Genomic DNA, 21,001 nt, shown 5'->3' on the forward strand with positions numbered 1-21,001 from the left:
GGCCGGGAACGAATCGTTCCCTTACGGCGCTTTTCTCATCGAGCGCTCATGAAGCCGGCTCGACGAGTGTTCACGAACCCAGCGTCAGCACCAGTTCGTCGATCTCCTCGCCCCGCGCGTTCGCGAACCCCCGGTCGTGGCCGCTGACGACGAACCCGCACTTCTCCAGCACGCGCCGCGAGCCCTCGTTGTCGGCCGCCACGCGCGCGTACACCGGGCGTTCGGGCGCCTCGGCCAGGAGGTCGCGCAGCGCGGCCGTCGCGATGCCCTTGCCCCAGTAGGCGCGGTCGATCCAGTACGTCACCTCGCGCTCGTCCGGCTCCCCGTAGACCGCCACGTTGCCGACCACGTCGCCGTCCGCCAGGATCGTGCGGTTCAGCACGTCGGGCAAGGCGCGGATGCGCTTCCAGTGGGCGTCGAAGGCGTCCCTGTCGGTCGGGTCCTTCGCGGTGAAGGCGGCCATCCGGACGGACTCGGGGTCGTTCGTCAGCCGGAAGAAGACCGGCAGATCACTGTCGTGGACGGGACGGAGTGCGACCTGCATGGTTCAGAGCCTCCGGGTGGCGAGGGTCAGTCGGTCACGGGCGTCGAACAGGGCGTCCTTCACCATCTGCTCGTGCGCCGGAGTCAGCCGCGCCACCGGCACCGAGCAGCTGATCGCGTCCCGCGCGGGGGTGCGGTACGGGATCGCGACGCCGAAGCAGCGCAGGCCCAGCGTGTTCTCCTCGCGGTCCACGGCGAAGCCCTGCTCGCGGACCTGGTGGAGTTCCTCGATGAGCTTCTCGCGGTCGGTGATCGTGTGCTCGGTGAGCGCGGGCAGCGTCTCCGGGAGCATCTTGCGGACCTGCTCGTCGGAGTACGTGCTCAGCAGCGCCTTGCCCAGCGAGGTCGAGTGCGCCGGGAGCCGGCGGCCGACGCGGGTGAAGGGCCGCAGATAGTGCTGCGACTGGCGGGTGGCCAGGTAGACCACGTTCGTGCCGTCGAGGCGCGCGAGGTGGATGGTCTCCGTGGTGTCGTCCGAGAGGCGGTCCAGCGTCGGACGGGCCGCCGCGACGACCTCGTCGCCGTCGATGTAGGAGGTGCCCACCAGCAGCGCCCGCACCCCGATGCCGTACCGCGTGCCCGTCGCGTCCGTCTCCACCCAGCCCAGCTCCACGAGCGTCCGCAACAGCATGTAGAGGCTGGACTTGGGATATCCGACGGCCTCCTGGACCGCCGCGAGGGAGTGCATACCGGGCCGGCCGGCGAAGTATTCGAGCAGCTCCACCGTCCGCACCGCGGACTTGACCTGTGCCCCGCCGCCTGTCTCGCCTGCCGACATCGCCCTTGACCCCTTCGTTCGACGGGAAATAGTCTCCGAGAGCATATTCATCATCAGAGACAGCGTTCAGCATATCGAACGACCCTGGTGAATGACCCAGAACTGCGGCATTACATGTGTGGAGGGACCCGCGGTGGCAGCAGCACCAGTCTGGAGTGTCGACCCCCGAACCGGGAAGAAGCGTGAACAGGTTGCGGTGGAGGCCACAGCCCAGGAGGTGGACACCGCCGTCCGCGCCGCGCACGCCGCGCGCGGTTCGCTCGCCGACCGTACCGTCCGCGCGGCCTTCCTGCGCGGCGCCGCCGACCAACTCGAAGCGGCCAAGAACCAGTTGGTCGAGGTCGCCGACGCGGAGACCGCGCTCGGCCCGGTCCGGCTGAACGGCGAACTCGCGCGCACCTGCTACCAGTTGAGGGCCTTCGCGGACATCGTCGACGAGGGCGCCTTCCTCGACGTGGTCATCAACCACCCCGACGACACCGCGACCCCGCCGATCCCGGACCTGCGCCGCTACAAGGTGCCGCTGGGCGTCGTCGCCGTCTACTCGGCCTCCAACTTCCCCTTCGCCTTCTCGGTCCCCGGCGGGGACACCGCGAGCGCGCTGGCCGCCGGCTGCCCGGTCGTCGTCAAGGCCCACCCCGACCACCCGGGCCTGTCCGAGCTGGTCGCGAGCGTGCTGCGCCGGGCCGCCGCCGAGCAGGGCATCCCGGCCGGCGTCCTCGGCCTGGTGCACGGCTTCGAGGCGGGCGTCGAACTGGTCAAGCACCCGTTGGTCTCGGCGGCGGGGTTCACCGGTTCCGTACGCGGCGGTCGTGCCCTGTTCGACGCGGCGGCCGCGCGACCGGTCCCGATCCCCTTCCACGGTGAACTGGGCTCCCTGAACCCGGTAGTTGTCACCGAGGCGGCCGCGGCCGAGCGGGCCGAGGCGATCGGCACGGGGCTCGCGGGTTCGATGACGCTGGGCGTCGGCCAGTTCTGTGTGAAGCCGGGCCTGGTGCTCGTGCCGTCCGGCTCCGCCGGGGACGGGCTGATCAAGTCCCTCACCGACGCCGTCAGCGACACGGACTCCGGGGTGCTGCTGGACCACCGGATGCGCGACAACTTCCTCGCGGGCGTCACCGAGCGGGCCGGGCTGCCCGAGGTGGAGTCGCCGGTCACGCCGGGGGCGGGCAGTGAGCACACGGTGAGCCCCGGGTTCCTGACGGTGCCGGCGGAGAAGCTCGCGTCGGAGGGGTCGTACGACCTGCTCCTGGAGGAGTGCTTCGGGCCGGTCACCGTGGTGGCGCGCTACGACGATGACGCGCAGGCGAACGCCGTGCTGTCGCGGCTGCCGGGGAACCTTACGGCGACGGTTCATCTGTCGGCGGGGGAGGCGGCCGGGGAGGGGCGTGGGGCGGAGATCCTCGCGGAGCTCACGCCGTTGGCCGGGCGGGTGTTGGTGAACGCGTGGCCCACGGGTGTCGCCGTGGCGCCGGCCCAGCATCACGGGGGGCCTTACCCCGCTACGACGTCTACCTCAACCTCTGTTGGCGGTACGGCTATTGAGCGGTGGCTGCGGCCTGTCGCCTACCAGAACACGCCTGAAGCGCTGCTGCCGTTGGAGTTGCGGGACGGTAATCCGCTGGGGCTGCCTCGGCGTTATGACGGGCACTTGGAGCGGTAGCGCCGTTGGGGGTGCGGTTTCGTCGCGTGTGCCGGTTCGTTGGGGCTGGTCGCGTCCCGCGGCGGAGCCGCAAATCGATACAGCCCCGCGCCCCTGAAGGCAACTCCCCGGGCCTGCGATAGTGAGTGGATGGAATTGGAGATCTCCCAACTGCCCTTTCCCCTCCGGACTTACGGGCCCGACGGGCATTGGTCGTACGACGATGGTGTGCTCAGCGGGTGGGCCGGCCCCCGGCAGGACCGGTTCGTGCCGCCCACCGGGGAGGGGCTGGATCCCGCCTCCGACGCGCCCCGGTTGCTCGGTGCGCCGCACGGGGACTTCCAGCTCATCGCCCGCGTCACCGTCGGGTTCGCGGGGTCCTTCGATGCCGGGGTGCTCTACGTCCACGTGGGGGAGCGGGCCTGGGCGAAGCTCTGCCTGGAGTACTCGCCCGACGTGCCCACCGTCTGCACGGTGGTCACCCGGGGGCACTCGGACGACGCCAACTCCTTCACCGTCGAAGGCAGTTCGGTGTGGCTGCGGGTCAGCCGCACCGGTCGTGCCTTCGCCTTTCACGCGTCCCGGGACGGTGAGCGCTGGATATTCATCCGGCTCTTCACCCTCGGCGACGAGAAGGAGACGGACGCGGCGCTGGTCGGATTCATGACGCAGTCGCCTATGGGGGAGGGGTGTGTCGTCACGTACGACCACCTTGAGTTCAGGCCTAGTTGGCCGAACGACCTGAGAGACGGAAACTGAGGAAGGCCGTCACCGCGAAGAGGGCCGCGCTGATCGCGAGGCTCTCCCGCAGGCCCGCCGTGAACCCGTCGGAAACCAGCGCCCCGAACACGGCGATGCCCAGCCCACCCGCCACCTGACGCGCGGAGTTGAGGACACCGGCGGCCAGGCCCGCCCGTTCGGCCGGTACCGCGTCCATCATCGCGATGGTCAGCGGCGGGACCGTCAGGGCGCAGCCGAGAGCCATCGGGACGAGGAGCCAGGCCACCAGGAGCGGGGGTGTGCTCTCGTCGACGTAGAGCAGGGCCAGTGCGCCCAGCGCGGCGAGCGACTGGCCTATCAGCATGGGCAGTTGGGGGCCGTAGCGGGCCGCCAGTTTGCCCGACAAGACGTTCGTCACCGAGATCAGACCGGTCATCGGCAGGAACATCAGGCCGGCGTACAGCGCCGAACGCCCCTGCACCTGCTGGAAGAAGAGCGAGAAGAGGAAGACCACGCCGTAGAAGGCGACACTGCACGCCGCACCCGCCGCGACCGCCACGGACACCTTACGACTGCGGAACAGGCCGAACGGCACCACCGGATGCGACTGGCGCAGCTCGACCCGGACGAAGGCCGCGCCCGCGACGAGCGCGATCAGCAGCGCCACAACTCCCGTCGCCCCGCCCTCGATCACCGCGAAGGTCACGGCCGTGAGAGTGATCGCCGCCAGCAGTTGGCCCGGCAGGTCCAGCGGTGCGGGCCGGCGTTCCGAGCGCGGCACCCGGACCAGCAGCGCCAACGCCACCGCGCCCAGCGGCAGGTTGATGAAGAAGATGCCCCGCCAGTCCCAGACCGTGGTCAGCGCGCCCCCGGCCACCGGGCCGAGGGCCACCGCCACCGCGCCCCCGGCCGCCCAAGTCGCCACCGCCCGCGCCCTCTTGGCCGGCTCGGCGTAGGCCTGCCGTACGAGGGACAGTGAGGCCGGCAGGACGACGGCCGCCGCCACGCCCTGGAGCACGCGCGAACCGATCAGGGTCGGCAGGTTCGGGGCCAGACCGCAGACCGCCGAGGCGGCGGTGAAGACCGTGATGCCGATCGCGTACGCGCGGCTCGCCCCGGCCCGGTCCGCGAAGGCGCCGGTGGACAGCATCAGCGCGGCGAAGGACAGCGTGTACGCGTCGACCACCCATTGCAGTCCCGACAACCCGCCGCCGAACGCGTCCTCGATGGACGGCAGCGCCACGTTCACCACGGACGCGTCGAGGCTGATGAGCGCGAAACCGAGGAGGGCGGCGATGAGGACCAGGGCGGGGGCGGGATTCCTCAAATCGCCGGTGCGGGGCGTGAGTTGGCCGACGGGCGTGGGGGTGGGCGTTGTCATGCGTCCATGCTGCGGTTGAGCGAGGCCCTACAGTAGTGGCCGGAACGCCATACACCCGGAGGTTCTGGCCATGCCGAGGAAGCGGTCACCGCATCGCGTCGCGATCGTCGCGCCGTCCCCCGTCTCCATGTTCAACCTCGCCATCCCGGAGATGCTCTTCGCGAAGGTCGAGATCGACGGCGCCCCCGGCTACGAGGTGACCATCTGCAGCTCCGACGCCGGCCCGGTGGTGACGACCGGCGGCCTGCACCTCCAGGTGGGCCGCGGCCTCGACATCCTGCGCACCGCGGACACCGTGGTGATCGCGGGCACCGGCGAACGGTACGAGCCCGACCCGGCTGCCGTGGCGGCCGTCCGCGAGGCCGCCGCCGCGGGCAAGCGCATCGCCTCCATCTGTAGCGGCGCCTTCGTGCTCGCGGCCGCCGGGCTGCTCGACGGCCGCAGCGCCACCACGTACCACGGGCTGGCGGACGAACTGCGCGACCGCTATCCGACCCTCGACCTCAGGGGCGACGTCCTCTACGTCCAGGACGGCCAGTTCCTGACCGCCTCCGGATACGCCGCCGGCATCGACCTCTGCCTGCACATCATCCGCACCGACTACGGCGCCGCCGTGGCCAACGAGGTGGCCCGCCTCGCCCTCGTCGCACCCGTGCGCCCGGGCGGCCAGACCCAGTTCACGCAGACCCCCCTCCCACCCGAGCGGGGCACGGCCTGCGCCGACACCCGCGGCTGGGCCATGCGCAACCTGGACAAGCCCCTCACCCTCACCGACCTGGCCCGGCACGCGGGCGTGAGCGTGCGCACCCTCACCCGCCGCTTCCACGCGGAGAGCGGCGTGAGTCCCCTCCAATGGCTCCTCCACCAGCGCATCGAGCGAGCCAAGGAACTCCTGGAGACCACCACCCTCCCCATGGACCAACTGGCCCGCGCCTGCGGCCTGGGCACGGCGGACTCCCTGCGTGGCCACCTGACCCGCCGAACCGGCCTGACACCGAGCGCCTACCGGGCCCAGTTCAGCCGGCTGGGAACCGGAGGGGCCGAGGTCACGTCATCGGTTGCGTGATCAGTGACCGTGCCATCGGGAACCGGGTGATCAGAACCGCCCTGCCCGTCGAGGCGGAGAGCGTCGCCGCGCTGCACGCGCGCGCCCGGGCGACGTACTACCCCGACGGCGTCCCGGAGGACGGGCGGGACTGGCTCGCCGCCTGGCGGGGCGTCATCGAGCGGCCCGACGCCCATGTCCTGTGTGTGGTTGAGCACGGCCGCATCGTCGCCATAGCCTCCTTCCGTTCCCAGAAGGGCGACCCGGCGGACACGGTCACGCTGTTCCAGTTCCACGTCGACCCCGACCAGTGGCGCTCCGGCCTCGGTACGGCCCTGCACGCGGCCTGCGTCGAGCAGTGGCGGGCCGACGGCCGGCGGACCGCCGTACTCGATGTGCATGTCGACAACGAGCGGGCGCAGGCCTTCTACGTCCGGCAGGGCTGGGTCGCCGAGCCGTCCGACGGCGGACACCACCTGGAGATGCGTCTGCCCGTGACGGGGGAATGAAGCGGGCTGCTTGAACGTTCACGGGGGAAACAGAGAGCCTCTGTCCCTCACCCGTACGTCCTGGAAAGAGCCGAAGAATGCGCGTCGAGATCTGGTCGGACATCGCCTGCCCCTGGTGCTACGTGGGGAAGGCCCGCTTCGAGAAGGCGCTCGACGCGTTCCCGCACCGCGACGGCGTCGAGATCGTGCACCGGTCCTTCGAACTGGACCCGGGCCGCGCCAAGGGCGACACCCAGCCCGTGCTCAAGATGCTCACCAAGAAGTACGGCATGAGCGAGGCGCAGGCGCAGGCCGGTGAGGACAACCTGGGCGCGCAGGCCGCCGCCGAGGGCCTCGACTACCGCACCCGCGACCGTGACCACGGCAACACCTTCGACATGCACCGCCTCCTCCACTTCGCCAAGGAGCACGGCCGCCAGGACGAGCTGATCCAGGCGCTGTACAAGGCGAACTTCGCAGAGGAACGTTCCGTCTTCGGCGACGACGAGCGGCTCGTCGAGCTGGCCGTCGGTGCCGGCCTGGACGCCGATGCCGCCCGCAAGGTACTGGCAGACCCGACGGCGTACGCCGACGACGTCCGCGCCGACGAGCGCGAGGCCGCCGAGCTGGGCGCGAACGGCGTCCCCTTCTTCGTCCTCGACCGCAAGTACGGCGTCTCCGGCGCCCAGCCCGCCGAGGTCTTCGCCCAGGCGCTGACCCAGGCCTGGGGCGAGCACTCCCCGCTGAAGCTGATCGACAGCGGCGCCGACGGCGACGCCGAGGCGTGCGGCCCCGACGGGTGCGCGGTACCGCAGGCCTGAAAAGGCCGAGGTCAGGGCCGACCGCTCGGTGACCTATAAGCGTTCCTTAGCGGATCCACGTAAAAAATCGCAATGGACGAGGGCTTCTCGGCACCGCAGAGTGGTGGCATGGAGACCTTCGAGAGCCTCGTCCGCGCCGAGTTCGCCCCGAAGAACACCTACCTCAACACCGCGAGCACCGGCCTCCTCCCGACCCGCACGGTCACCGCGATGCACACGGCCGTCGAGGCGGCCGCGGTCGGCACGCCGACCGACATGTTCGACGACGTCGAGGCGTCCCGCGCCGCATTCGCCCGGCTGACCCGTGTGCCGGCGGGTCGGGTCGCGGCCGGGGCCTCGGTCGCCGTCTACAGCGGACTGATCGCCTCCTCGCTGCCGGCCGGCGCCGAAGTCCTCACCGCCGAGGCCGACTTCAGCTCGGTCGTGAACCCCTTCCACATGCGCCCCGACCTCAAGGTCCGCAGCGTCCCGCTGGAGCGGATCGCCGAGTCCGTACGCCCCGGCACCGCGCTCGTCGCGGTCAGCGCCGTCCAGTCGGCCGACGGCCGGATCGCCGACCTGCCCGCGCTCCGGGCGGCGGCACGCGAGCACGGGGCGCGTACGTACGTCGACGCGTCGCAGGCCGTCGGCTGGTTCGACCTCGAAGCCGACTCCTACGACTATGTCGCCGCCGTCGGCTTCAAGTGGCTCTTCTGCCCGCGCGGGGTCGCCTTCCTGGTCACCCCGGAGGACCTCGGCGGCCTCAACCCGGTCTTCGCCGGCTGGGTCGCGGGCGAGGCGCCCTGGGACAGCTGCTACGGCCCGGTCGAGGAACTCGCCCACTCCGCCCGCCGGTTCGACGAGAGCCCGGCCCTCTTCTCCTACGCCGGTGCCCGCCACTCCCTCGCGCTGTTGGAGGAGTTGGGGGTCGACGTCGTACGCGCCCACGACCTCGCCCTCGCCGACCGCTTCCGCGCGGGCCTCGACACCCTCGGGCACGAACCCATCGCGTCCCAGGGCTCACCGATCGTCTCCGTGCCCGGACTCGGCCACCGGCAGGGCGAGTTGAGCGCGGCGGGGGTCGAAGTCTCCAACCGGGCGGGGAACTTGCGCGCGGCCTTCCACCTCTACAACACCGCCGAGGACGTGGACCGTCTGGTGGAGGTGCTGGCCGGCTGACGCACGGAAGGGCACCCCGGTCGCCGTGACCGAGGTGCCCTGGTGTGCTTGCGGCGAACCGCCGGGCCGTCACCTCACCGGCGTGAAGTCCCGTGCCCCGATGAACTCGGGCCGCCGTACCGGCGCGGCGAACGGTTCGACCGCCTTGTTCTCCACGCTGTTGAACACGATGAAGACGTTGCTGCGCGGGAACGGCGTGATGTTGTCGCCCGAGCCGTGCATGCAGTTGCAGTCGAACCAGGTCGCCGAACCGGCCCGGCCGGTGAACAGCTTGATGCCGTACTCGGCGGCCATGCCGGTCAGCGCCTCGTCGGACGGGGTGCCCGCGTCCTGCATCTGCAACGACTGCCGGTAGTTGTCCTCGGGGGTCGCGCCCGCGCAGCCGAGGAACGTCCGGTGCGAGCCCGGCATGATCATGAGGCCGCCGTTGGTGTCGTGGTTCTCGGTGAGCGCGATCGACACGGACACGGTGCGCATGTTCGGCAGCCCGTCCTCGGCGTGCCAGGTCTCGAAGTCCGAGTGCCAGTAGAAGCCGCTCGCGCCGAAGCCGGGCTTCACGTTGATCCGGGACTGGTGCACGTACACGTCCGAGCCGAGGATCTGCCGCGCCCGCCCGACGACCCGCTCGTCCCGCACGAGCCGCGCGAACACCTCGCTGATCCGGTGCACCTCGAAGACCGACCGGATCTCCTTGGACTTCGGCTCGACGATCGACCGCTCGTCGTCCCGGATCGCGGGGTCGGCGACGAGGCGCTCCAACTCCCGCCGGTAGACGCCGACTTCGTCGTCCCCGAGGAGTTCCTCCATGGCGAGGAAACCATCGCGCTCGAAGGCCTGGAGGTCACCGTTCGGGATCGGGCCGGGGGTGTCGGGGGAGCCCCAGATGACGGGGTCCTTGCGCGGGCCGGACACCTCGGTGGTGCCGCGGCTGGGGTACAGGTCGGTGACGCTGGTGACGGTGGTCATGCTCGTCACACCTCCTCGGGCTCGGTCAGCAGCGGGTAGACGCCGTTCTCGTCGTGGTCCTCCCGTCCGGTGACGGGCGGGTTGAAGACACAGACGCAGCGGAAGTCCTCCTTGATCCGCATCGTGTGCCGCTCGTGTCCGTCGAGGAGGTACATGGTCCCGGGCGTGATCGTGTACGTCTGCCCGGTCTCGTCGTCGGTGAGTTCGGCGTGGCCCTCGACGCAGACGACGGCCTCGATGTGGTTCGCGTACCACATCGACGTCTCCGTACCCGCGTAGAGGACGGTCTCGTGCACCGAGAAACCGACCCGCTCCTTGGCGAGGACGATGCGCTTGCTCTCCCAGGTGCCGGACGCGGCCTTGATGTGCCGGTCGGTGCCTTCGAGTTCCTTGAACGAACGGACAATCACGGTGTGGTGACGCCTCCTTGACGTGGTGTCAGACGGTGATGAGAGAGGGAGCTGTCAGACGGTTTCCCGTACGGCGCGGGCGAGGATGCTCAGCCCCTCGTCCAGCTCCTCGGGGGTGATGGTCAGCGCGGGCAGCAGCTTCACGACCTCGCTCTGCGGGCCCGACGTCTCGACGAGCAGCCCGAGTTCGAAGGCGCGGGCGCAGATCCGCCCGGCGCGCTCGGGGTCCTTGAACTCGATGCCCCAGACCAGCCCGCGGCCCCGGTACTCCTTGATGTCGGCGAGGTTCTCCTCGGTGATGGAGATCAGCCCCTGCTCGACCTGCTCACCGCGGGTCCGGGTCTGCTTCTCCATCGCGGAGCCGTCCGACCAGTACGTCTCCAGGGCGGCGGTCGCGGTGACGAACGCCGGGTTGTTGCCGCGGAACGTGCCGTTGTGCTCGCCCGGCTCCCAGATGTCCAGCTCGGGCTTGAACAGGCACAGGGACATCGGAAGGCCGTAGCCGCTGATGGACTTCGAGACAGTGACGATGTCCGGGACGATCCCCGCCTCCTCGAAGGAGAAGAACGCGCCGGTGCGCCCGCAGCCCATCTGGATGTCGTCGACGATCAGCAGCATGTCCTGGCGCTCGCACAACTCGGCCAGCGCGCGCAGCCATTCGGGGCGGGCGACGTTGATGCCGCCCTCGCCCTGCACGGACTCGACGATCACGGCGGCGGGCTTGTTGAGGCCGGAGCCCTGGTCCTCCAACAGCCGCTCGAACCACAGGAAGTCGGGGACCTTGCCGTCGAAGTAGTTGTCGAACGGCATCGGCGTCCCGTGCACCAGCGGGATGCCGGCACCGGCCCGCTTGAAGGCGTTGCCGGTCACGGCCAGCGAACCCAGCGACATGCCGTGGAAGGCGTTGGTGAACGACACGATCGCCTCGCGGCCCTTCACCTTCCGCGCCAACTTCAGTGCGGACTCAACGGCGTTGGTGCCGGTCGGGCCCGGGAACATCACCTTGTACGGCAGGTCGCGCGGGCGCAGCACCAGGTCCTGGAAGGTCTGGAGGAAGGCGCGCTTCGCACTGGTCGACATGTCGAGCCCGTGGGTGACGCCGTCGCGCTCCAGGTAGTCGATCAACGCCCGTTTCAGGACGGGGTTGTTGTGCCCGTAGTTGAGCGAGCCGGCGCCCGCGAAGAAGTCGAGGTAGGCGTGGCCGTCCTCGTCGTACATACGGCTGCCCCGGGCCCGGTCGAAGACGGTGGGCCAGGCGCGGCAGTAGCTGCGGACCTCGGACTCCAGGGTCTCGAAGACGCTGAGATCGGGCTGGGTGATGGTCACGCGAATTGCTCCTCGGTGTGGGGGGTACGGCGGGAAGCCCGGGGCGAGAACCGCCGGGGTCTTCAGAGGCTCAGAGGCTCAGCGGGCCGATGCGGTACAGCACCTCGGGGTCGTGCGGTCCGTCCGGGAAGTCACCGGCCTCGAACAGGACCGTGCGCTCGACGACGGCGCCGTGACGTTCGGCGTACGACGTGAAGAGGCGCTCGGAGGCGGTGTTGCCGGGCGTGATCGTGGTCTCGATCCCCGTCACCCCGTACTCCTCCGCGACCCGCTCGGTCAGTCCGTCGAGCAGCCGTGCGGCCAGCCCACGACCGCGCTGCGCGGCGTCGACCGCCACCTGCCACACGAGCAGGGTGCCCGGCCGGTCCGGCGGCACGTACCCGGTGACGAAGCCGACCGGCTCTCCGCGCTCATCCCGCACGACGGCGGACGTACCGGCGAAGTCCCGGCACCACAGCAGATAGCTGTACGACGAGTTCAGGTCGAGGGCGTTCGAGTCCTTGGCAATACGCCACAACGCGGCGCCGTCGGCCACCGTGGGGCGGTCGATGTGCAGGTCTGCTTGGGTGGCAGTCATGCGAATTGAATTTACCGAGGGAAATTCGAAATTGCATGGAGGGATGGGGTTACGTCTGCGGCGGTGCTGTGTTATCACGCGTGCGAAGCAGCAAGTTATGCACCGTTTTGACCCGTGGATAAGGCGTAAAACGGGCGGCCTGTGTAACGGGTCACAAGGGTGTAACCCTCACGAGATCTACGCGAATTATTTGCGTTTAGGTGCGTGAAAATCGGGCAGGAGAATTCTGGAATTACATCCGAATTACGCCCCGGTCAATCCGTCGATGCTTTCCCGCAAAATATCGGCGTGACCGTTGTGCCGCGCATACTCCTCGACCATGTGGACAAGCACCCACCGCAGGCTGACCTCGACCCCGGCCATTCAGGCCGATCGGGGGTCTGGGGGCGGAGCCCCCAGGGACACCTCAGCCCACGACTACCGCCACGCGCTCTCCACGGCGGCCCGAGCCCCCTCCGGATCCAACGGCACCCCCTGCTCGGCCAGCGCCGCGCCCAGTGCCGCCAAGGAACTCTGTACCGCTCCCACCGTCGCGTCCACCCCGTAGTGGTTGACCCGGATCATCTCCTTCGCCAGGGCGCCCCCGCCCGCGGCGAGCGGCAGGGTCGGGTCCGCGGACAGGGCCCTGGCCACCAGCTCGGACGCGACGACACCCGGCGGTGTCCTGAGGGTCGTAGCGACCGGGGCGGCCTCGGACGCCTCGTGGACGTACGGTTCGAGGCCGCCGCCCAGGGCGGTCGCGCCCGCTCGCGTCGCCGCCGCGGCGGTCGCGTGGCGGCGCATCAGCACGTCCAGGCCCTCCGACTCGATGCGCTCCACGCATGCCTCCAGCGCGAGCATCTCCAACTGGGCCGGTGCGTGGAGGAGGGTCTTGCGGCCGGCGTCGATCCAGCGGTCCTTCCAGTCGAGGAGGGAGAGGTACGAGCGGCGCGGGGCATGGGGGTTGGCCGTCATGCGGGCCCAGGCCCGTGCGCTCACCGACACCGCCGACACCCCCGCCGGGCCGCCCATCGCCTTCTGCGCGCCGATCACGCACAGGTCGACACCCCACGCGTCCGGCAGCACCGGTTCCGCGCCGATGGAGGCCACCGCGTCGAGGTAGAAGATCGCGCCGTGCTCGCGCACGATCTCGCCGATCTCCGCGACCGGGTTGGTGTTGCCGGTCGCGGCCTCCGCGTGGACGAGGGACACGAAGTCGATCTCCGGGTGTTCGGCGAAGGCCTCCCGGATCTGGTCGGCGGTCACCGCCGTGTGGAAGGGGACGGCGAGGTCGATCACCTCGGCGCCGCAGTCCCGCAGCCAGTTCCCGAAGGTCTGCCCGTACGGACCGGTGATCACGTTCAGCGCGGTCGTGCCCGGCCCCGCCGTGGAACGGATCGCGCCCTCCAGCGGCAGCAGCGCCTCGCCCTGCATGATCACGACATCCTGCTCGGTGCCGAGCAGGCGGGCCACCCGGTCCTCGATCGAGGCGAAGTGCGCGGCGCTCAGCGGGGCCAGGTCGAGGAAGGGGTGAGTCATGGCGGTGCTCTTTCGCTCGCGGGGAGGGGAGGGAAGGGGGAGGCGGAGATGGGCGGGACGGTCCTGATCGACGGAGTCGAGCGTAACCGGCGCTCCTCATCGGCCTCCCAGCCCCTCCGACCGGCGACTTCTTAGCCCGGACGGCCCCCTGGTCACCGGTCCGGGTGAGCGGCCCACCGGACTCCTCCCAATAATCGGAACCCATAGTTCCGTCACAGGAGGCCTCCGTGAACACGCTCCTCGGCCGCCGGTCCCGCACCCTGGCCGCCACCACCGCGACGGCCGCGATCGCACTCGCCCTCGTGGCCGGCTGCACGTCGAGCGACAGCGGCGGCAGCGGCTCGAAGACCGCCGCCGGTGGCGTCGAACTCGTCAAGGCCGGTCAGCTCACGACCTGCACGCACCTGCCCTACCCGCCCTTCCAGTCCGAGATCGACGGCAAGGTGCAGGGCTTCGACGTCTCCCTCATCGACCTGGTCGCCAAGAACCTCGGCGTGAAGCAGACGATCCTCGACACCCCCTTCGAGAACTTCAAGACCGGCGCCTTCCTCAACGCCGACGAGTGCGACCTGGCCGCCGCCGGCATGACCATCACCGCCGAGCGCAAGAAGAACGTCGACTTCTCCGACCCCTACTTCGACGCCACCCAGGCCGTCCTCGTCGACAAGAAGAGCGGGATCACCTCCCTCGCCGACGTGAAGACCAAGGGCAAGAAGCTCGGCGCCCAGGCGCAGACCACCGGCGAGGACTACGCCAGGAGCAAGGGCTTCGACCCGGTCTCCTTCGAATCCTCCGACGCCGTTCTCAACGGCCTGCGCACCGGCCAGGTCCAGGCCGTCATCATCGACTACCCGGTCGTCCAGGGCTGGCTCAAGACCAAGGCCAACGCCGACGCCTTCCAGGTCGTCGACAACCTCAACACCGGTGAGCAGTACGGCTTCACGGTCAAGAAGGGCAACACGAAACTCCTCGCCGCCGTCAACAAGGCCATCAAGGACGCGAAGGCCGACGGGACGTACAAGAAGCTGTACGAGAAGTGGATCGGCCCCTACGACGCCTCGGTCACCGCCTCTCCGTCGGCCTCATGACCGGCGACACGGCGGACCCCCGACTCCAGCCCAGGAAGCAGGGGTTGAGCAGACGCCAGCGGCGCAGGCTGTCCCAAGGCGTGCAGTACGCCGTCTTCGCCACCGTCGTGATCGCCTTCGCGGTCACCGCCGACTGGGGCCGCCTGAAGAACCAGTTCGCGCAGTGGAGCATCGCCAGGCAGATGTTCCCGGACGTCATCACGCTCGCGCTCAAGAACACCGTGCTGTACACCCTGTCCGGCTTCGTCTTCGGGCTCGTCCTCGGCATGGTCGTCGCCCTGATGCGGCTGTCGTCGGTCGGACCGTACCGCTGGCTCGCCGGGATCTACATCGAGATCTTCCGCGGACTGCCCGCCCTGCTGATCTTCATCTTCGTCGGCGTCGCCGTGCCACTCGCCTTCCCGGGCACGGAGATCGTCGGCGGTACGTACGGCAAGGTCGCCCTCGCGCTCGGCCTGGTGTCGGCCGCGTACATGGCGGAGACGATCCGCGCGGGCATCCAGGCAGTGCCCAAAGGGCAGTTGGAGGCGGCCCGTTCGCTCGGCTTCTCGCAGGCGCGGGCCATGGTGTCGATCATCGTCCCGCAGGCGTTCCGGATCATCCTGCCGCCGCTGACCAACGAACTCGTCCTCCTCTTCAAGGACTCCTCCCTGGTCCTGTTCCTCGGCGTCACCCTGGAGGAACGCGAACTGTCCAAATACGGCAGGGACTTGGCGAGTACGACGGCCAACTCCACGCCGATCCTGGTGGCGGGCCTGTGCTATCTCCTCGTCACGATCCCGCTGAGCTTCGTGGTGCGCCGGATGGAGACGAAGACGGGGGAGGCGGTCCGGTGACCGGCACCCCGGAGATTCAAGTAAGCGGCCTGCACAAGTCGTTCGGCACCAACGAGGTGCTGCGCGGCATCGACCTGGAGATCGGCCAGGGCGAGGTGGTGTGTGTCATCGGCCCTTCCGGCTCCGGCAAGTCGACCCTCCTGCGCTGCGTGAACCTCCTCGAAGAGCCCACCAAGGGGCGGGTGTTCGTCGGCGGCACCGAGATCACCGACCCGGATGTGGACATCGACGCCGTACGCCGCCGTATCGGCATGGTCTTCCAGCAGTTCAACCTCTTCCCTCACCTGTCCGTCACCGAGAACCTCACCCTGCCCCAACGCCGGGTCCTGCGCCGGGACAAGGCGGAGGCGGCGAAGGTGGCCGCCGAGAACCTGCGCCGCGTCGGCCTGTCCGAGAAGGCCACCGCCTACCCCGCCTCCCTCTCCGGCGGACAGCAGCAACGCGTGGCCATCGCCCGGGCGTTGGCGATGGGCCCCGAGGTCATGCTCTTCGACGAGCCGACCTCGGCACTCGACCCGGAGCTGGTGGGGGACGTACTGGCGGTCATGCGGATGCTCGCGAACGAGGGCATGACGATGATGGTCGTCACCCACGAGATGACGTTCGCACGCGAGGTGGCCGACAGGGTCGTGTTCATGGACGGTGGGGTGATCGTCGAGGACGGCACCCCGGACCGGGTCATCGCCAACCCGCGGCACGACCGCACCCGCCACTTCCTGTCGAGGCTCCTGGATCCCGCGATGGCCGAAGTACAGGACGAGGAAAGCGCCCCGTAAAGGGGCGCGGGGCTGTGTCGACATGCGGCTCCGCCGCGTGGTCGCGACCAGCCACGACGAGCCCGCACCCGACGAACTATCGTGCGTCCCATGAGCGATCAAGCCGTGCTGCACGTAAAGGGCCGGGTCCTGGTGGGACCGGAGGACATCCGCGACGAACTCTGGGTCATCGACGGCCGCATCTCCTACGACCGTCCCCTCGACGCCGACGACATCCGGACGGTCGACGGCTGGGTCCTCCCCGGCCTCGTCGACGCCCACTGCCACGTAGGCCTCGGCACGCACGGCCCCGTAGACGCGAAGACCGCCGAGACGCAGGCCCGCACCGACCGCGACGCCGGCACCCTCCTGCTCCGCGACGCGGGCTCGCCCTCCGACACCCGGTGGATCGACGACCGCGAGGACCTCCCGAAGATCATTCGCGCGGGCAGGCACATCGCCCGCACCCGCCGCTACATCCGCGACTTCGCCCACGAGATCGAACCCGGCGAACTCGTCGCGTACGTCGCCCAGGAGGCCCAACGCGGCGACGGCTGGGTCAAGTTGGTCGGCGACTGGATCGACCGCGACCTCGGCGACCTGTCGGCCTGCTGGCCGCGCGAGGCGGTGGAGGCGGCCATCGCCGAGGCCCACCGGCTCGGCGCCCGCGTCACCGCGCACTGCTTCGCCGAGGACGCGTTGCGTGACCTGGTCGAGGCGGGTATCGACTGCATCGAGCACGCGACCGGCCTCACCGAGGACGTCATCCCGCTGTTCGCCTCACGGGGCGTCGCGATCGTGCCGACCCTCGTGAACATCGCGACCTTCCCGAAGCTCGCCGAGGGCGGCGACGCCAGGTTCCCGCGCTGGTCGGCTCACATGCGGCGACTGTACGAGCGGCGCTACGACACCGTGCGCGCCGCCTACGACGCCGGCGTCCCGGTCTACGTCGGCACGGACGCCGGGGGTTCCCTCGCTCACGGCCTGGTGGCCGCCGAGGTCGCCGAACTCGTCACCGCCGGCATCCCGGCCGTAGAGGCGCTGTCGGCGACCGCGTGGGGTGCGCGGCGGTGGCTCGGGCGGCCCGGGATCGAGGAGGGTGCGCCAGCGGACTTCGTCGTCTACGAGGCGGACCCGCGCGCCGATGTGCGCGTGCTGGCGTCGCCGCGGCGGGTGGTGCTGAACGGGCTGGTGGTCGAATAGTCGCCAGGCGATTCGAATACGTTCACGGAAAACCCACGATGGGGTGAAGTGACGCGGGATCGCTGACGGTTCACTCGTCGTGGGTAATTCTTACCGGGTCCCAAGCATGTCTCTTCTGGGGGTCCCACACCTTGAACGGCACCAACTTCCGCATGCCCGCACGCCGTTGGGCCACGGTGGCCACGGCAACCGCCCTCGCCGCCGGTCCCGTGGCGCTGGCCGGCGCGGGTTCCGCCCACGCGACCGTTGACCAGGGCCGCGCGAGCGCCGTCGTGCTCCGCACCGGGCTCGACGTGTCCCTGCTCAACAAGACCGTGGACGTCCCGCTCGCGGTCTCCCTCAACGAGGTCCAGGCGCCGCAGAGTGCCGAAAAGACCGCGCTCACCGCCGAGTTGGACGGGGTGAACGGCGGCGAGCCCTTCAGTGTGCTCAGCGCGGACGTCGCCACGGCGAAGGCGACGGTGTCCGCGACGAAGGCCGAGGGCTATACGAACCTCGCCCATGCGCGGCTCCACGTTCCCGGGCTGCCGTTGCTCTCGCTGATCGAGGTCGACGCGGTCACGTCGAAGGCGACGTGCGAGGCGGGGAAGGCGCCCGTCGCCACGTCGCATCTGCCGGGGGCGGTGACGGTGCTCGGCAAGCGGATCACGGTGACCGCCAGTGGTCCTACGGAGGTTCAGGTGCCGGGGGTCGGTTCGGTTCGCCTCGACCTGTCCAGGACGTCGACCACGTCCCGTACGGCCGCCGCGACCGCGCTCGAACTCAAGGTCTCCGTCAACCCGTTGAAACTGAACGTTGCCGATGTGGAGGGGACGGTGACCTTGGCGCGGGCGACCTGTGAGGCGCCGAAGGCTGCCGCCGTGACGCCACCCTCGAAACCGGCGCCGGATGTTGAGCCGCAGGGCGCCCCCGCGGAGTCGAGGCTGGCCGAGACGGGAGGCAGCTCGGTGACGCCGTACATCGCGGGCGGGGCGGCGCTGTTGCTGGCGCTGGGCGGGGGAGCGGTGATGGCAGCGCGCCGCCGCCGAGGCTGAGGCAACTACCTTGCCCACCCACCCGTCTCGGGCGTTTTAGAAGCTCAGCGGGAAAGGCTTGGTGGGTGGGTACAGCGCGGAGTCGTCCTCACCGCCCCGCCAACGTCACCGCCTGATCCAGTGCCTGCAAGAACCGGTTCACCGTCGCCCGGTCCCGCACCGCGAGCCGTAGCCACTCCTCGTCCAACCCCGGAAACGTGTCCCCACGTCGAACGGCGAAGCCCAGGTCGCGCAGATGGCGCCGGACGGCAACGGCGTTGGGGACGCGGACGAGGACGAACGGGCCCTCGGCGGGTTCCGTGACGTGGAGGCCGTCGGGGGCGAACTCGGTGAGCCCGGCGACGAGATGGGCACGGTCGGCGGTGATGCGGTGGGCGGCGTGGGCGGCCTCCGCCAGGGCCCGCGACTCCATGCAGGCCTCCGCCGCGGCGAGCGCCGGCGTGGACACCGGCCACAGCGGCTGGGCCCGCTCCAGTTCCACGATCGTCTCGGGCGCGGCCAGGACGTAGCCGATCCGCAGCCCCGCCAGCCCCCAGGTCTTGGTGAGGCTGCGCAGGACCACAAGACCGGGTACGTCCGTCCGGCCCGCCAGCGACTCCCGCTCACCCGGCACCGCGTCCATGAACGCCTCGTCGACCACCAACGTCCGCCCGGGCCGGGCGAGTCGCGCGATCGCCGCAGCGGGGTGCAGGACGGACGTCGGGTTCGTCGGGTTGCCGATCAACACCAGGTCCGCGTCCTCGGGCACCGCCCGTACCGCCCCCGGATCCAGCCGGAAACCGTCCGCCTCCCGCAGCAGCACCCGCTCCACCGAGTGCCCCGCGTCGCGCAGCGCCGCCTCCGGCTCCGTGAACTGCGGGTGCACGACGACCGGCCGACGGACCTTCAGGGCCCGGGCGAGCAGCACGAAGGCCTCGGCGGCACCCGCGGTCAGCAGCACGCGCTCGACCGGCAGCCCGTGCCGCGCCGCGACCGCCGCCCGCGCCGCCCGCCCGTCCGGGTAGGCGGCGAGGCCGGTCAGCGAACCAGCTATGCGCTCACGCAGCCAGGCCGGGGGCGTGTCCGCGCGGACGTTCACGGCGAGGTCGATCAACCGGGCTCCGTCGTCCCGGACTTCGGAGTCCCCGTGATGACGAAGATCGTGGACTCCGCCCGTCGGATCGTGGGCTCTGTCAGTGTGCATGGGCGTGCCCACCGTGATGGTGATGCCCATGGTGGTGACCGCCGTGGTCTCCGTCGTGGTGGCCGTCGTCGTCCGGGTGGAAGTGCGGCTGCTGCGGCTGCCCCACCTTGTCCTCGAAGCCCGGCAGCGCGATCCGGTACACGCACGAGTCGCAGTTCATCCGCAGGTCGCCCTTGACCGCCTCCCGGTAGCGCTCCATCACCAGGTCCAGCAACTCCGGCTCCGGGCCTATGACTTCGGCGGACAGCACGTTGATCTCCGGGTGCGCCGCAGCCCAGCCCTCCGTCTGCTGCCGCACCCGCTCCGGCAGGATGCCGGTGAACAGGAAGTACGGCAGCACGACGATCCGCCGGGCGCCCAGCTTCACGCACCGGTCCAGGCCGCTCGGCACGTCCGGCGCCGCCAGCGACACGAACGCCGGTTCCACGCCCGCGTATCCGCGCCCCTCCCACAGCAGCCGCGCCGCCTTGTGCACCTCGGCGTTGGCGTCCGGGTCCGTCGACCCGCGCCCCACCAGCAGCACGGTCACATCGGCCCGGTCGGCGGGCGTACGCACCGACTCGCCCAGCGCCTCGTCGAGCCGTCGCTCCAGCACCTTCAGCAGCGAGGGATGCGGGCCCAGCGGACGCCCGTACGTGTACGAGATCCCCTCGTGCCGCTCCTTCTCCCGGGCCAGCGCCGCCGGGATGTCCCCCTTGGCATGCCCGGCGGACACCAGCATCAGCGGGACGGCGGCGAACCGGCGCACCCCCCGCTCCACCAGCTCGGCCACCGCGTCGCCCAGCGGCGGCGGCGACAACTCGATGAACCCGCCCGCGACGGGCAGTTCGGGGTGGCGGCGGCCCAACTCCCGTACGAAGTCCCGGAACGCCTCGGCTCCGGCCTCGTCCCGGGTGCCGTGTCCGGCGATGAGCAGGGCGGGCGGCGGGGTGGTCACGATTTCTCCTCGATAGGTGAAACAGGCTGGTACAGCAGGGCGTTGAGGGCGGCCGCGGCCACCGCCGAACCGCCCTTCTCGGACACGTTGCTCACCGCGGGCAGCCCGCTCTCGCGCAACGCGGCCTTGGACTCGACCGCGCCGACGAAACCGACGGGCAGCCCGATGACGAGCGCGGGGGAGGCGTCCAGCTTCAGCAACTCCTCCAGGGCGGTCGGCGCGTTGCCGATCACCCAGAGGGCGCCGGGCCCGACCTCCTCGTAGGCGAGCCGGATCGCATGCGCCGAACGGGTCAGCCCGGGCCCGGACTTGGCGTCCTTGAGCCGGCACACGGTCGCGCGCCGGGTGATGCCGGAGGCGACCATCTGCACGTCCACGACCACCGGCGCCCCGGCGTGCAGCGCGCTGTGCGCCTTCGCCAACTCGCCCTCGTCCAGGACGAGATCGGACGCGTACGCCAGATCGGCGGCGGAGTGGACGACCCGCTCCACGACCGCGCGGGTCAGCGGCGGGAGGTGCGAGGTGTCCAGCCGGGCACGCATGCGCCGGTAGGACTCCACCTCGATCGGATGAACCACCCGGTCCACAGAAC

General features: G+C 70.3%; 22 protein-coding genes and 1 pseudogene. 11 read left to right on the forward strand and 12 right to left on the reverse strand.

Annotated elements, in window-relative coordinates; genetic code table 11:
- Nucleotides 1-70: 70 nt before the first annotated feature.
- Nucleotides 71-544 carry a GNAT family N-acetyltransferase gene (locus tag OG714_RS39010; RefSeq protein ID WP_406128192.1) on the reverse strand — a complete coding sequence of 158 codons (474 nt, stop codon included), beginning with the start codon at nucleotides 542-544 and terminating at the stop codon, nucleotides 71-73.
- A 3-nt stretch (nucleotides 545-547) separates the two neighbouring features.
- Nucleotides 548-1,321: an IclR family transcriptional regulator gene (locus OG714_RS39015; RefSeq protein WP_019067473.1), complete on the reverse strand. Its 774-nt coding sequence runs from the start codon at nucleotides 1,319-1,321 to the stop codon at nucleotides 548-550.
- A 133-nt stretch (nucleotides 1,322-1,454) separates the two neighbouring features.
- On the opposite strand from OG714_RS39015, the gene OG714_RS39020 reads away from it, so the two are divergent.
- Together OG714_RS39020 and OG714_RS39025 are read left to right on the forward strand one after the other, a co-directional pair.
- Nucleotides 1,455-2,984: an aldehyde dehydrogenase (NADP(+)) gene (locus OG714_RS39020; RefSeq protein WP_406128194.1), complete on the forward strand. Its 1,530-nt coding sequence runs from the start codon at nucleotides 1,455-1,457 to the stop codon at nucleotides 2,982-2,984.
- A 129-nt stretch (nucleotides 2,985-3,113) separates the two neighbouring features.
- The gene (locus tag OG714_RS39025; protein WP_406128195.1) at nucleotides 3,114-3,722 is read left to right on the forward strand and encodes a DUF1349 domain-containing protein; all 609 of its coding nucleotides are present in this window, start codon (nucleotides 3,114-3,116) and stop codon (nucleotides 3,720-3,722) included.
- Here OG714_RS39025 and OG714_RS39030 read toward each other — a convergent pair.
- The gene (locus tag OG714_RS39030; protein ID WP_406128197.1) at nucleotides 3,688-5,064 is read right to left on the reverse strand and encodes an MFS transporter; all 1,377 of its coding nucleotides are present in this window, start codon (nucleotides 5,062-5,064) and stop codon (nucleotides 3,688-3,690) included. The genes OG714_RS39025 and OG714_RS39030 overlap by 35 nt on opposite strands.
- A 70-nt stretch (nucleotides 5,065-5,134) precedes the next feature.
- On the opposite strand from OG714_RS39030, the gene OG714_RS39035 reads away from it, so the two are divergent.
- From OG714_RS39035 to OG714_RS39050, 4 genes are all read left to right on the forward strand, one after another.
- Nucleotides 5,135-6,130 carry a GlxA family transcriptional regulator gene (locus OG714_RS39035; protein WP_406128199.1) on the forward strand — a complete coding sequence of 332 codons (996 nt, stop codon included), beginning with the start codon at nucleotides 5,135-5,137 and terminating at the stop codon, nucleotides 6,128-6,130.
- Nucleotides 6,127-6,618 (forward strand): GNAT family N-acetyltransferase, encoded by a 492-nt coding sequence (locus tag OG714_RS39040; RefSeq protein ID WP_406128201.1) that lies wholly within the window; start codon nucleotides 6,127-6,129, stop codon nucleotides 6,616-6,618. Before OG714_RS39035 ends, OG714_RS39040 begins: the two co-directional genes overlap by 4 nt.
- 77 nt (nucleotides 6,619-6,695) lie before the next feature.
- A complete protein-coding gene (locus OG714_RS39045; protein WP_406128203.1) occupies nucleotides 6,696-7,418 on the forward strand; it encodes a DsbA family oxidoreductase in 723 nt (240 codons plus the stop codon).
- 108 nt (nucleotides 7,419-7,526) lie between these two features.
- Nucleotides 7,527-8,576 (forward strand): aminotransferase class V-fold PLP-dependent enzyme, encoded by a 1,050-nt coding sequence (locus OG714_RS39050; protein ID WP_406128205.1) that lies wholly within the window; start codon nucleotides 7,527-7,529, stop codon nucleotides 8,574-8,576.
- A gap of 69 nt (nucleotides 8,577-8,645) precedes the next feature.
- On the opposite strand, the gene thpD is transcribed toward OG714_RS39050, so the two are convergent.
- The 6 genes and pseudogenes from thpD to OG714_RS39080 all read right to left on the reverse strand — a co-directional run bounded on the left by thpD (nucleotide 8,646) and on the right by OG714_RS39080 (nucleotide 13,373).
- The gene (gene thpD, locus OG714_RS39055) at nucleotides 8,646-9,542 is read right to left on the reverse strand and encodes an ectoine hydroxylase (protein ID WP_406128207.1); all 897 of its coding nucleotides are present in this window, start codon (nucleotides 9,540-9,542) and stop codon (nucleotides 8,646-8,648) included.
- A 5-nt stretch (nucleotides 9,543-9,547) separates the two neighbouring features.
- Nucleotides 9,548-9,952 carry an ectoine synthase gene (locus OG714_RS39060; protein ID WP_327405016.1) on the reverse strand — a complete coding sequence of 135 codons (405 nt, stop codon included), beginning with the start codon at nucleotides 9,950-9,952 and terminating at the stop codon, nucleotides 9,548-9,550.
- Nucleotides 9,953-10,006: 54 nt separating this feature from the next.
- A complete protein-coding gene (gene ectB / locus OG714_RS39065; RefSeq protein ID WP_406128209.1) occupies nucleotides 10,007-11,278 on the reverse strand; it encodes a diaminobutyrate--2-oxoglutarate transaminase in 1,272 nt (423 codons plus the stop codon).
- Between the two features lie 70 nt (nucleotides 11,279-11,348).
- On the reverse strand, nucleotides 11,349-11,855 hold the full coding sequence (gene ectA / locus OG714_RS39070) for a diaminobutyrate acetyltransferase (protein ID WP_406128211.1): 507 nt from the start codon (nucleotides 11,853-11,855) through the stop codon (nucleotides 11,349-11,351).
- 243 nt (nucleotides 11,856-12,098) lie between these two features.
- Nucleotides 12,099-12,218, reverse strand: a pseudogene (locus OG714_RS39075) (DUF664 domain-containing protein); the annotation flags it as partial.
- Nucleotides 12,219-12,272: 54 nt separating this feature from the next.
- Entirely contained in the window at nucleotides 12,273-13,373 is a 1,101-nt protein-coding gene (locus OG714_RS39080; RefSeq protein ID WP_406128212.1) for a pyridoxal-phosphate-dependent aminotransferase family protein, read from the reverse strand.
- Between the two features lie 227 nt (nucleotides 13,374-13,600).
- On the opposite strand from OG714_RS39080, the gene OG714_RS39085 reads away from it, so the two are divergent.
- The 5 genes from OG714_RS39085 to OG714_RS39105 all read left to right on the forward strand — a co-directional run bounded on the left by OG714_RS39085 (nucleotide 13,601) and on the right by OG714_RS39105 (nucleotide 18,289).
- Nucleotides 13,601-14,461: a transporter substrate-binding domain-containing protein gene (locus tag OG714_RS39085; RefSeq protein WP_406128214.1), complete on the forward strand. Its 861-nt coding sequence runs from the start codon at nucleotides 13,601-13,603 to the stop codon at nucleotides 14,459-14,461.
- The gene (locus OG714_RS39090) at nucleotides 14,458-15,297 is read left to right on the forward strand and encodes an amino acid ABC transporter permease (protein WP_406128215.1); all 840 of its coding nucleotides are present in this window, start codon (nucleotides 14,458-14,460) and stop codon (nucleotides 15,295-15,297) included. Before OG714_RS39085 ends, OG714_RS39090 begins: the two co-directional genes overlap by 4 nt.
- The gene (locus OG714_RS39095) at nucleotides 15,294-16,073 is read left to right on the forward strand and encodes an amino acid ABC transporter ATP-binding protein (RefSeq protein ID WP_406128216.1); all 780 of its coding nucleotides are present in this window, start codon (nucleotides 15,294-15,296) and stop codon (nucleotides 16,071-16,073) included. Before OG714_RS39090 ends, OG714_RS39095 begins: the two co-directional genes overlap by 4 nt.
- Before the next feature lie 90 nt (nucleotides 16,074-16,163).
- On the forward strand, nucleotides 16,164-17,255 hold the full coding sequence (locus OG714_RS39100) for an amidohydrolase family protein (RefSeq protein WP_406128218.1): 1,092 nt from the start codon (nucleotides 16,164-16,166) through the stop codon (nucleotides 17,253-17,255).
- Between the two features lie 131 nt (nucleotides 17,256-17,386).
- Nucleotides 17,387-18,289, forward strand: a complete 903-nt coding sequence (locus OG714_RS39105; protein WP_406128219.1) for an SCO1860 family LAETG-anchored protein — start codon at nucleotides 17,387-17,389, stop codon at nucleotides 18,287-18,289.
- An 88-nt stretch (nucleotides 18,290-18,377) separates the two neighbouring features.
- On the opposite strand, the gene cobC is transcribed toward OG714_RS39105, so the two are convergent.
- Genes cobC through OG714_RS39120 form a run of 3 tightly spaced genes read right to left on the reverse strand, consistent with a single transcriptional unit; the run spans nucleotide 18,378 to nucleotide 20,996 of the window.
- On the reverse strand, nucleotides 18,378-19,472 hold the full coding sequence (cobC, locus tag OG714_RS39110) for an Rv2231c family pyridoxal phosphate-dependent protein CobC (RefSeq protein WP_406128221.1): 1,095 nt from the start codon (nucleotides 19,470-19,472) through the stop codon (nucleotides 18,378-18,380).
- Nucleotides 19,462-20,409 carry a sirohydrochlorin chelatase gene (locus OG714_RS39115; RefSeq protein ID WP_406128223.1) on the reverse strand — a complete coding sequence of 316 codons (948 nt, stop codon included), beginning with the start codon at nucleotides 20,407-20,409 and terminating at the stop codon, nucleotides 19,462-19,464. The genes cobC and OG714_RS39115 overlap by 11 nt, the downstream gene beginning before the upstream one ends.
- Entirely contained in the window at nucleotides 20,406-20,996 is a 591-nt protein-coding gene (locus OG714_RS39120) for a precorrin-8X methylmutase (RefSeq protein WP_406132104.1), read from the reverse strand. Before OG714_RS39120 ends, OG714_RS39115 begins: the two co-directional genes overlap by 4 nt.
- Nucleotides 20,997-21,001: the final 5 nt, after the last annotated feature.

Origin of the sequence: Streptomyces sp. NBC_00989, from assembly GCF_045162655.1 — a bacterium.
Taxonomy (GTDB): domain Bacteria; phylum Actinomycetota; class Actinomycetes; order Streptomycetales; family Streptomycetaceae; genus Streptomyces.